A 10,428-nucleotide genomic window follows, 5' to 3' on the forward strand; every position below is an offset into this window, starting at 1 on the left:
GGAATCAGAACTGGGGCAGCTTTGCCACCACAGCAGCGCAGCGGGGGCAAAGAGTGGGATAGTTGGGGTCCTCGCCCACCTGGGTGGAGTGCATCCAGCAGCGCTCGCACTTGCCGCCCTTGGCCTCGCTGACAGCCACGGTCAGACCGGGATAAGCAGTGCCCTTGCCGGTCACGGCGCCCTCCTCGGGCTCTCCCGCAGACAGGCGGCAGTCAGAGACGATGAACAGCTCCGCCAGGTTCAGTCCGGCCACCTGCATCAGGGCAGAGGCGGTGGCGTCGTCCCCGGCGTGGAGGGTTACATGGGCCTCCAGGGCCTTGCCGATCTTCTTCTGGGCACGGGCGGTCTCCAGCACGGCGTTCACGTCGTCCCGCAGCTTTTCTACGACGGCCCACTTGGCCATCTCCTCATCGCTGAGGGCGTAGGCGGTGAAGGGCTTGTTCATCTCGTTGAACACTACGTTGCGGCCGTCGTCGCCGGCGCGATGGGGCATGGACTGCCAGATCTCATCGCAGGTGAAAGCCAGAATAGGAGCCATGATCTTGGTCATGGTGTCCAGAATCAGGAACAGGGCGGTCTGGGCACTGCGGCGCTTGAGGCCGTCAGCCTCCTCACAGTAGAGCCGGTCCTTGATGATGTCCAGATAGAAGTTGGACATCTCCACCACGCAGAAGTCATTGATGGCGTGAGTGACGGCGTTGAACTCGTAATCCTTGTATGCCTGCTCGCACTTTTCGATCAGGCTGTTCAGCGCAGTCACAGCCCAGCGGTCCAGAGGCTCCATTTCCTCGGCAGACACCAGGTGGTCTGCATCGAAGCCATTCAGGTTGCCCAGGCAGTAGCGGGCGGTGTTGCGGAACTTCAGATAGTTCTGGCTCAGCTGCTTGAAGATCTCGTGAGAGCAGCGCATATCGGCGTGGTAGTCGGCGCTGGCTGCCCACAACCGCAGCAGGTCGGCGCCGTACTTGTCCATGATCTCATAGGGGTCCATGCCGTTGCCCAGGGACTTGTGCATGGCCTTGCCCTCGCCGTCCACGGTCCAGCCGTGGGTGACGCACTCCTTGAAGGGCGCGCCCTGACCAAAGGCGCCCACGGCGGTGAGCAGAGAGGACTGGAACCAGCCGCGGTACTGATCCAGGCCCTCCAGGTACATGGTGGCAGGCCAGAAGCCCTGGTCCCGCTTCATAGCGGCGAAGTGGGTGGAGCCGGAGTCGAACCAGCCGTCCAGGGTGTCCTCTTCCTTTTCAAAGCCGGACTTGGAGCCGCAGTGGGGGCAGGTGAAGCCCTCGGGCAGGATCTCCTCGGCGGTCTTGGCGAACCAGGCGTTGGAGCCCTCCTTCTCAAAGAGGGCGGAGATGGCGGCAATGGTCTCGTCGGTGCAGATGGGCTTGCCGCAGTCCTTGCAGTACACCACGGGGATGGGCAGGCCCCACTTGCGCTGACGGGAGATGCACCAGTCGTTGCGCTCGCGGATCATGGACTTCATGCGGTCGATGCCCCAGCCGGGCACCCAGCGCACGTCGTCGCAGGCAGCGCAGGCCTCGTCCTTGAAGGCCTCCACGGAGCAGAACCACTGGGGGGTGGCGCGGAAGATGATGGGGCCCTTGCAGCGCCAGCAGTGGGGATAGCTGTGGACGATGTCCTCCTGGGCGAAGAGCACGCCGCTCTCCTTCATATCCTTGAGGATGATGGGGTTGGACTCGTCGGTGGTCAGGCCCGCGTACTTGCCGGCATAGTCGGTGTGGCGGCCCTGATCGTCCACGGGCACCACCATGTCCATGCCGTAGCGCTTGCAGGTCTGATAGTCGTCGGCACCGAAGCCGGGAGCCGTGTGGACGCAGCCGGTACCGGAGTCCATGGTAACGTAGTCGGCATTCACCAGACGGCTGGTCTTGGGCAGGAAGGGATGGTCCGCCAGCATGTTTTCAAAGAAGGAGCCGGGATGGGTCTCCACAATCTCGTAGCTTTCAAAGCCGCCGATCTTCATGACCTTCTCCGTGAGGGCCTCGGCCATGATATAGATCTCCCCGTTGGGGGCCTTTACCAGGGCATAGGACTCATCGGGGTGCAGGGCAATGGCCAGGTTTCCGGGCAGCGTCCAGATGGTGGTGGTCCAGATCACGAAATAGAGCTTGCTCTTATCCACATTGGGGAGCTTGCCGAGATCGTCGTGCATGGGGAACTTCACATACACGGTGGTGCAGGGATCGTCCTGATACTCGATCTCCGCCTCGGCCAGAGCCGTCTCGTCGTGGGGGCACCAGTACACGGGCTTGAGACCCTTGTAAATGTAGCCCTTCTGGTACATCTTTCCGAACACCTTCACCTCTTCGGCCTCAAAGCCGGGGTGCATGGTGGCGTAGGGATGCTCCCAGTCGCCCAGGACGCCCATGCGCTGGAAGCCCTCGCTCTGGACATCCATGTAGTGCTGGGCAAACTCCTGGCAGGCGGAACGGAAGTCAGGCACGCTCATCTCCTTGCGGTTGAGCTTGTTCTGCTTGATGATGGCAGACTCGATGGGCATGCCGTGGTTATCCCAGCCGGGGATATAGGGGGTATAATAGCCCCGCATGGCATAGGAACGGGTGATGAAGTCCTTGATGGCCTTGTTGAGGGCGTGACCCATGTGCAGGGCGCCGTTACTAAACGGAGGGCCGTCGTGCAGGTTGAACAGGGGCTTGCCCTCGTTCTTTTTGAGCATCTCATGATAGACGTCCTGGTCCTTCCAGCGCGCCAGCATCTCCGGCTCCCGCTTGGGCAATCCCGCCCGCATGGGGAAGTCCGTCTTTGGCAGATTGATGGTCTTGTTGTAATCCATATCCGCTTCTCCTTTATATCCACAAATTTGTTCAGGCAAAATAAAAACACCCTGTCTCTCACTAAAGAGACAGGGTGCGGAAAACACTCTGCGGTACCACTCTTCTTGCCGTCCCCTTACGGGATGCGGCCTCTCGCAGCCCGCCGTCACGGGCCGATGCGCTAACGGGCATCACGCGTCCTGTCCTACTCGCGTCGTCTTTCAGCAGGAGGCTCCAAGGGGATCTTCGCCCTTCCCGCCCGTCCGCCTTGCACCAAACGGCGGCTCTCTTCACGGGGAAAAAGGGGTACTCGTCCTTATCTACGCCAATTATCCAATTCCTTGCCTATGATATCACGTTCCGCCGGTTTGTCAACTGTTTTTCCGGCAAAACCGGCGAAAAACTTCACTGATAACGAAACTGTCTTTTTGCATAGTCGTCCACGGCGGAAATAAACATCTCCCAGTTCCGGAATTCCAGCAGCCGTGCTCCTTTCATCTCATGAAAGGAGACAATCTTCCGCTCTGCATCCACCCAGATCCGCCAGACCCGCGCCCTTCCCGCCTGCTCCATGGTTCCGCTCCCTCCCATTTCCTCCTATCTTATGCGATTTTCGCATAAAAATCAATATGCATTTTTTGCATATCATAGAATGGACAAAAACGCAGGAGGGATCGCCATGTATTGCCGTCTGCGGGAACTGCGGGAGGACCGCGATCTGAAGCAGCAGACCGTGGCGGCGGTGCTCCACGTCTCCCAGGCCACCTATTCCCGCTATGAAAGCGGCTCACTGGACATTCCCAGCGCCGCGCTGATTGCCCTGGCCCGTTTTTACCGGACCAGCACGGACTATCTGCTGGGGCTGACCAGTTGTCCCGTCCCCTACCCAGATTAAAAAAGGACGCCCGACGGGCGTCCTTTTTGGCGGATCTTCTTATTGATAGCGGTACTGCTTCCCGGAATACTGGTCCACACAACTCAAAAACATCTCGTGGCTGTGAAATTCCAGCATCTGGCAGCCCTCCTCCTCGTGGAAAGACACAATACGGCGCTTGGTGTCCACCCAGATTCTCCAGAGATTGTTCACAACCTGCTTTTGCTCCATTTGGAAGGCTCCCTCCTTCTTATGGCCCGGCGCAGCGGGGTTTTACTTATAAGACGATTCAGCCGGCCGTTTTGTTTCACTTTTTTAAAAATTTTTTTATTTTCGGACAATCACGACGCCTCCAGCGCCGCCGCCACATCGTCCAGAAATTCCGCCCACGCCTCTGGATGTTCTACATAGTACAGGGGGCAGAGCTTCCCCGTCACATCGTAGTGTCGGATCACGTCCTTTTCCGGGTCCAGGTGAAACTCCCTGCACAGCCAGGCCGTCAGCTCCACCGTGCGCTCATAGGTCACCTGGGAAAACTCCCCTGTCTCGTCCGGGTGGCACACCTCAATGGACACCGTATCGTCATTGCGGCTGTTGGAGGCATAGGCCACTTCCGTCAAGGGCACGCAGGCGATGACCTCTCCCTCCAGTCCCACCACAAAGTGGCTGGAAGCATAGGTCCCGTCGGTACCGGAGGCCAGGGAGGCAAAATAGTTCCGGTTGGCCTGCGCGGTGGTGCCGGGATTGCCCACATAGTGGACCACCACGCCGTCGATTTTCTCCAGGGGCGTGCCGGGACGGGAGTAGGGATTGACGGGCAGATAGTCCTCCTGTACGTACTCCGGCAGGGGGACTCCCTCCCCCGGCAGTCCCCGGTTCGTCAGGAATAGCACCGCGGCCAGCACCGCAGCCGCGGCTGCCAGCCACAGCGGAGAAACCCGGCGGGTACGGCGGCGGCGTCTTGTCTGTACGGTGGTCATGCCGTCAGCACCATGGCGCCTACGACGCTGGTGGTGGCAGACGGGTCTGCGGAGGGTTCCGCCTCCACCGTATGCTCCTCCGGCTCCAGGACCTGGGCCGTATCGATGATCCCGTCCTCCTCCGCTTCGTAGGCATCATACCGGTCCGGGTACATCTGACCGTTGGTCAGCAGGTCCTTCTCCGTCACCAGCGCCAGCTTCTCCAAGCAGGCCACGGTGTAGTTCATGCCCGAGTGCACCGTGATGGTAATCCAGTCGGTGTCGGTGCCGTTCTTCCCCTGGCGGGTAAAGCTCAGATCCAGGCTCATGGCGTAGTCGTCCCGGTCCGTATTTTTGAACCAGTCCGGATCGCCCCAGGCGCCCACGGCGGCATCCTGGGCCACGGCGTTCAGGATGGCTGTGGCCTCCCGGCTGCCCAGATCATAGCCCTGTCCCTGGGCCTCCACATACAGGCTGCCGCCGTCGGGTGTGAAGCCGTCGTCCAGATGCAGCCGCTTTTGCTTCATGGTCTGGCTGCGCACCAGGGCGTCCAGCTGGGCATCGTAGGTGCCGTCCTGGGCAATCCGTTCCCGGGTAAGCGTCAGGCGGTAAAATCGTTCCACCCGGATGCCGGAGCGGAGGGTGTAGTTCAGATTCAGGGCGTTGCCGTAGCTGACGTCACTGTCCTCGGGCCAGGGGCCGTCGGAGTCCATCTCTCTGATATATGCCTCGTCGGCCACAATGGTCTGGTGCAATTCCCGCACCTGCTGGATGAGGGTGTCGTCCTCACCGGGGGTCAGGGTATAGGTATTGCCGTCCACCTGCACCTCCAGCTGCCGCAGCTGGCTCAGCTCCGGTACCCGGCACTCCACGCCCAGTACATCCGTGTGCATGCCGATGCAGAAGGCGGCCGAGAGCACCACCACCGCGACGAGAGACTTCCAGCTGCCCCGGAATACCCGCAGCGACTTTGCCAGCAGCATGGACGCGGCGTAGTAGCCGATGATGCCGGCAATCACCAGGCACACGGTCATGGGCAACGCCTCGTAGGTGGAGCTGTAACTGTACTGAAAGCTGCGCCAGAACAGCTCGTAGAGCAGCAGTCCGCCCAGAGAGCCCACCAGCACCGTCACGCCCCAGCGGAACACCGGCCGCAGCCACCGCACGGCCATCACGTCCCCGGCGGACTCGCTGTGGCGGCGGCGGTAGGCCCCGTAGGCCAGCACCAGCAGCACCACGCCCACCAGGGCGTAGACGGCAATGAGCCATGCGTTTTCCAGCGTCACGGCAGAGAGCATCCGGTTGTACTCGCCGCTTTCCGCGGTGATGTCCACGTATTCAAGATTTGTGTTCAGATGGTGCACCAAGTACACCGTGGGGCTGAGAAACTCGGCCACGCCCGTATAGTCGGACGTGAAGCCGAACAAAAAGCCCTGGGCAAAGGAGGACACCAGAAAGTCCGCCAGCACCGCCAGAAAGTGCAGCAGGAAGTAAAGAACCGGCAGGGCGAAGATGTTGCCGGTGACGAAGGCCACGAAGGTGGCGCTGGCAAAGTAGAAAAAGCTCTCCCCCACCACCGCCAGGATAGTGATGCCCAGACCCACCGGGTCAAGGGCGCGGGCGTACAGGGTCACCAGAACGCACAGTCCGCCGGTGACGGCGTAGGGAATGAGCATCATGGCCATGCCGGAGAGGAAATTGGTGAAAAACAGTCCCCGGCGCTCTATGGGCAGCGTGTGCATGAGCCCCACACTGCGGGCATTATAGAGATAGCTCCACACGGTCATGGCGCACAGCACCGCGTAGCAAAGGGTCAGGGCCGGCAGCACCCAGGACACCGTCGCGTAATAGACTCCGGTCATCTCCAGGGGAGCAATGGCGGTATGCTTGCGCACCAGCTGCAAAAAAAGCGCCAGAGGGAACAGGGCTCCCACAAAGGACGCAAGGCCCCACAGCGGCCAGAACCGGCTCAGGTTCTTGCGAAAGAGGGTGCCGTTAAAGCACGATGTCCTTGACTGCATAATCTGCACCTCCCAGCTCGTAAATGAAAATCTCCTCCAGCGTCAGCGGCACCGCGTCCACCAGCATGGGCTGGTAGGCCATGAGCCGCTCCGTGGCCTCCTGGGCGTTCATGCGCATGATGAGCGTATGCACCCGCCCCACGCGGGAGGCATGCAGCACCGGAAGTTCCGGCGGCACCGTATCCTGGCCGTCCCGGAATACCACCTGCATCTTGACCATGTTGTCCTGGAGCTGCTCCAGCGACCGCTCCAGCAGCACCTTGCCGTGGTCCATGATGCCCACGTGGTCACACACATCCTCCAGCTCCCGCAGGTTGTGGGACGAGACCAGCACCGTGGTGCCCCGCTCGGCCACGTCGCCCATGACCAGCGACCACACCTGCCGCCGCATGACCGGATCCAGCCCGTCCACCGGCTCATCCAGAATGAGATACTCCGGCATACAGCAAAGGGCCAGCCAGAAGGCCACCTGCTTTTGCATACCCTTGCTCAGGCGGCGGATCATCCGCTTTTCGTCAATGGAAAACACATCCTTGAGCTTTTCGTACCGCTCCATATTGAAATTGGGATAGAATCCACGGTAAAAGCGCATCATATCCCGAACGGTGGCCTGGAGAAAATAGTACCAGTCGTCGGGGATGGCAGCCACCCGGGCCTTGAGCGCCGCATTTTCCCAGATGTCCTCCCCGCCCATGGAGATGGTACCGCCGTCCTGGCGGTAAATCCCCGTCAGATGGCGGATCAGGGTGGACTTGCCTGCGCCGTTGGGCCCCACCAGACCGTACACGCTGCCGGTGGGAATGGTTAGGGTGGCTCCGTCCAGCGCGGCAAAGCCGTCAAACCGCTTGACGAGTTCCTTCACTTCAATCATTTCCCGTACGCCTCCTTTACCAATGCCCCCAGCTCCTCCGCTGTGACGCCCAGATATCGTAGCTCCGCCAGCAGCTCCCGCAGCTGGCGCTCCAGCTCCTCCCGGCGGCCGTCCTCCGCTCCGGCACTGCCGGAGGCGAAACTGCCCTTGCCCGGGACGGAGTAAATGTAGCCCTCACCCTCCAGTTCGTTATACGCCCGCTGGATAGTATTTGGGTTGATGGCAAGCTGCGCCGCCAGCGCCCGCACCGACGGCAGCTTCTCATCCGGGCCGATGCCGCCGGTGACGATCAGCTTTCGCAGTCCGTCCTTGATCTGCTCATAAATGGGTCGGGAATCCCGATAGTTCAGGCTGATCATCCTATCACCCTCCCTTCCGCGGCGGGTCCCGGCCGCCGCGACAACTGTATTAACTGTTCTAGTACAGTTAGGATACTACCCAAACATGCGGTTGTCAATCCCCCTTTTGCCCATTGGACGTCTTATTATTTAAAAAAGTATCCGAAAAGTACGGATTTCCTCTTTACAACCGCTTCCGGCTGTGGTATGCTCTCAAAGAACGCCAATGTCGGCGTATCATGCCCCGGCGCTTCGTTTTGCGGACTTTCACCGGCCCAAAGCGCAGTATCGTGGGGAATATTCAGAAAGGTGGAACTTAACCATGCTTCGTAAGGAACAGAAGACCGCTATCATCGATGCCAACCGCACTCATCCCACGGACACCGGCTCTCCCGAGGTCCAGATCGCCATTCTCACCGAGCGCATCAACGTGCTCACCGAGCATATGCGCGCCAATCCTCAGGACAAGCACTCCAACCGGGGCCTGCTGAAGATGGTCGGTAAGCGGCGCAGCCTGCTGGACTACCTGCAGAAGAAGGACATCGAGCGTTACCGCGCCCTGATTGCCAAGCTGGGCATCCGTAAGTAAGTTTGAAACAGGGTGGTGTAGACTTCTGCACCACCCTTCTTTCACATTTTCCACCGGCGCCATGAGAGCCTCTCAAGCCTTTAGCAGTTGAAAAAACGCCCTTTTTCTTCCCGGGCAGGACGCTTTTTCAAGTGCTAAATGGTTGGCTCCCATGGATGAAATCCAAACGAAAAGGAGATTGTTATGTCAACCATTATTACCAAGAGACAGTTCCCCGGCTACCACAAGTACGAGATGGAACTGGCCGGCCGCCCCCTGTTCATGGAGGTGGGCAAGATGGCCGAGCTGGCCAACGCCGCCGTTATGGTGGGCTACGGCGACACCCGGGTGCTCTGCTGCGCCACCGCCGCCCCCCGTCCCCGGGACGGCATTGACTTCTTCCCCCTGAGCGTGGACTTTGAGGAAAAGCTCTACGCCGTGGGCCGCATCCCCGGCTCCTTCAACCGCCGGGAAGGCCGTCCCGGTGAGAAGGGAATCCTCACCAGCCGCGTCATCGACCGGCCCATCCGTCCCCTGTTCCCCTATGACTTCCGCAACGACGTGTCCATTATGTGCACCGTCATGAGCGTGGACCACGACTGCTCTCCCGAGATCGCCGCCCTCATCGGCACTTCCGCCGCCCTGGCCATCTCCGACATCCCCTGGAACGGCCCCGTGGGTGCCCTGAAGGTAGGCCTGGTGGACGGCAAGCTGGTGTTCAACCCCACCAGTGAGCAGCGCAAGGTCAGCGATCTGGACGTGACCGTGGTCTCCACCCACAAGAAGGTGGTCATGATCGAGGCCGGCGCCAACGAGGTGCCCAACGACGTCATGTTTGAGGCCATCCGCTCCGCCCATGAGGAAAACCAGAAGGTGATTGCTCTCATCGACCAGATGGTCGCCGAGGTGGGCAAGCCCAAGTTCGACTATCCCCATGCCGACTTCAACCAGGAGCTGTTCGACGATATTGTTGCCAACTTTATGGACGAGGCCAAGGCCGCCATGGACACCGACGACAAGAACGTCCGCGAGGCCCGCTGGAACGCCATGATCGAAAAGTGGCATGAGAAGTATCTGGAGCAGTACCCCGACATGGACAAGTACCTGGAGGAGTTCACCTACAAGTTCCAGAAGAAGATTGTCAAGCAGTGGCTGCTGGAAGGCCACCGCGTGGATGGCCGCGCCAAGAACGAGATCCGTCCCCTCAGCGCCGAGGTGGGCGTGCTGCCCCGGGCTCACGGCTCCGGCCTGTTCACCCGCGGCCAGACCCAGGTGCTCTCCGTGTGCACGCTGGACACCCTCTCCGCCTGCCAGAAGCTGGATACCATCTGGGAGGAGACGGAGAAGCGGTATATGCACCACTACAACTTCCCCGGCTACTCCGTGGGCGAGGCCAAGCCCGCCCGCTCCCCCGGCCGGCGTGAGATCGGCCACGGCGCTCTGGCAGAGCGGGCTCTGCTGCCCGTGCTGCCCTCCGTGGACGAGTTCCCCTACGCCATCCGCGTGGTCAGCGAGGTGCTCTCTTCCAACGGCTCCACCTCCCAGGGCTCCATCTGCGGCTCCACCCTGGCCCTCATGGACGCCGGCGTGCCCATCAAGGCCCCCGTGGCCGGCATCTCCTGCGGCCTGATTCAGGACGACGACGGCTCCTTCACCACCTTCATCGATATCCAGGGTGTGGAGGACTTCCACGGTGAGATGGACTTCAAGGTGGGCGGCACCAAGAAGGGCATCACCGCCATCCAGATGGACCTGAAGAACGACGGATTGACCATGGAGATCATCAAGGAAGCTCTGGACATCACCTACGACGCCCGGTGCGAGATCCTGGACCAGATTATGCTCCCCTGCATCTCTGAGCCCCGGAAGGAAGTGTCCAAGTACGCTCCCAAGATGCTGACCATGCACATCGATCCCTCCAAGATCCGGGAGGTCATCGGCTCCGGCGGCAAGGTGATCCAGAAGATCGTGGCCGACACCGGCGCCAAGATCGACATCA

Annotated in this window: 10 protein-coding genes and 1 other annotated feature; of the genes, 3 read left to right on the forward strand and 7 right to left on the reverse strand. The window is 60.6% G+C overall.

Features of this window, described 5'->3' with window-relative positions:
- Positions 1-4: 4 nt before the first annotated feature.
- The gene (gene ileS / locus QZS13_RS04720) at positions 5-2,818 is read right to left on the reverse strand and encodes an isoleucine--tRNA ligase (RefSeq protein ID WP_295586168.1); all 2,814 of its coding nucleotides are present in this window, start codon (positions 2,816-2,818) and stop codon (positions 5-7) included.
- A gap of 62 nt (positions 2,819-2,880) precedes the next feature.
- Positions 2,881-3,130, reverse strand: a binding site (T-box leader).
- 73 nt (positions 3,131-3,203) lie between these two features.
- Complete coding sequence (locus tag QZS13_RS04725) at positions 3,204-3,389, reverse strand: hypothetical protein (RefSeq protein WP_295586171.1); 186 nt, start codon at positions 3,387-3,389, stop codon at positions 3,204-3,206.
- An 88-nt stretch (positions 3,390-3,477) separates the two neighbouring features.
- Here QZS13_RS04725 and QZS13_RS04730 point away from each other — a divergent pair, with 88 nt between their 5' ends.
- The gene (locus QZS13_RS04730) at positions 3,478-3,693 is read left to right on the forward strand and encodes a helix-turn-helix domain-containing protein (RefSeq protein WP_295586174.1); all 216 of its coding nucleotides are present in this window, start codon (positions 3,478-3,480) and stop codon (positions 3,691-3,693) included.
- Between the two features lie 39 nt (positions 3,694-3,732).
- On the opposite strand, the gene QZS13_RS04735 is transcribed toward QZS13_RS04730, so the two are convergent.
- The 5 genes from QZS13_RS04735 to QZS13_RS04755 form a co-directional block, all read right to left on the reverse strand.
- On the reverse strand, positions 3,733-3,903 hold the full coding sequence (locus tag QZS13_RS04735) for a hypothetical protein (protein WP_295586178.1): 171 nt from the start codon (positions 3,901-3,903) through the stop codon (positions 3,733-3,735).
- 110 nt (positions 3,904-4,013) lie between these two features.
- Entirely contained in the window at positions 4,014-4,652 is a 639-nt protein-coding gene (locus QZS13_RS04740; RefSeq protein WP_295586180.1) for an N-acetylmuramoyl-L-alanine amidase family protein, read from the reverse strand.
- On the reverse strand, positions 4,649-6,652 hold the full coding sequence (locus tag QZS13_RS04745) for an ABC transporter permease (protein WP_295586183.1): 2,004 nt from the start codon (positions 6,650-6,652) through the stop codon (positions 4,649-4,651). Before QZS13_RS04745 ends, QZS13_RS04740 begins: the two co-directional genes overlap by 4 nt.
- A complete protein-coding gene (locus QZS13_RS04750; RefSeq protein ID WP_295586186.1) occupies positions 6,627-7,523 on the reverse strand; it encodes an ABC transporter ATP-binding protein in 897 nt (298 codons plus the stop codon). Before QZS13_RS04750 ends, QZS13_RS04745 begins: the two co-directional genes overlap by 26 nt.
- A complete protein-coding gene (locus QZS13_RS04755; RefSeq protein ID WP_295586189.1) occupies positions 7,520-7,882 on the reverse strand; it encodes a GntR family transcriptional regulator in 363 nt (120 codons plus the stop codon). Before QZS13_RS04755 ends, QZS13_RS04750 begins: the two co-directional genes overlap by 4 nt.
- A gap of 301 nt (positions 7,883-8,183) precedes the next feature.
- Between QZS13_RS04755 and rpsO the strand changes: the two genes are divergently transcribed.
- Together rpsO and QZS13_RS04765 are read left to right on the forward strand one after the other, a co-directional pair.
- Complete coding sequence (rpsO, locus tag QZS13_RS04760; RefSeq protein WP_295586192.1) at positions 8,184-8,450, forward strand: 30S ribosomal protein S15; 267 nt, start codon at positions 8,184-8,186, stop codon at positions 8,448-8,450.
- Positions 8,451-8,633: 183 nt separating this feature from the next.
- Positions 8,634-10,428 (forward strand): polyribonucleotide nucleotidyltransferase (locus tag QZS13_RS04765; RefSeq protein WP_295586195.1); only part of this gene is annotated, 1,795 nt, incomplete at its 3' end.

It is taken from the genome of uncultured Oscillibacter sp., assembly GCF_900546705.1.
GTDB lineage: Bacteria > Bacillota > Clostridia > Oscillospirales > Oscillospiraceae > Oscillibacter.

Bases quoted from the DNA above. Each gene is read 5' to 3' on its own strand.
- QZS13_RS04745 (WP_295586183.1), bottom strand. From the start codon at position 6,652: ATGCAGTCAAGGACATCGTGCTTTAACGGCACCCTCTTTCGCAAGAAC.
- ileS (WP_295586168.1), bottom strand. From the start codon at position 2,818: ATGGATTACAACAAGACCATCAATCTGCCAAAGACGGACTTCCCCATG.
- QZS13_RS04725 (WP_295586171.1), bottom strand. From the start codon at position 3,389: ATGGGAGGGAGCGGAACCATGGAGCAGGCGGGAAGGGCGCGGGTCTGG.
- rpsO (WP_295586192.1), top strand. From the start codon at position 8,184: ATGCTTCGTAAGGAACAGAAGACCGCTATCATCGATGCCAACCGCACT.
- QZS13_RS04735 (WP_295586178.1), bottom strand. From the start codon at position 3,903: ATGGAGCAAAAGCAGGTTGTGAACAATCTCTGGAGAATCTGGGTGGAC.
- QZS13_RS04740 (WP_295586180.1), bottom strand. From the start codon at position 4,652: ATGACCACCGTACAGACAAGACGCCGCCGCCGTACCCGCCGGGTTTCT.
- QZS13_RS04755 (WP_295586189.1), bottom strand. From the start codon at position 7,882: ATGATCAGCCTGAACTATCGGGATTCCCGACCCATTTATGAGCAGATC.
- QZS13_RS04750 (WP_295586186.1), bottom strand. From the start codon at position 7,523: ATGATTGAAGTGAAGGAACTCGTCAAGCGGTTTGACGGCTTTGCCGCG.
- QZS13_RS04730 (WP_295586174.1), top strand. From the start codon at position 3,478: ATGTATTGCCGTCTGCGGGAACTGCGGGAGGACCGCGATCTGAAGCAG.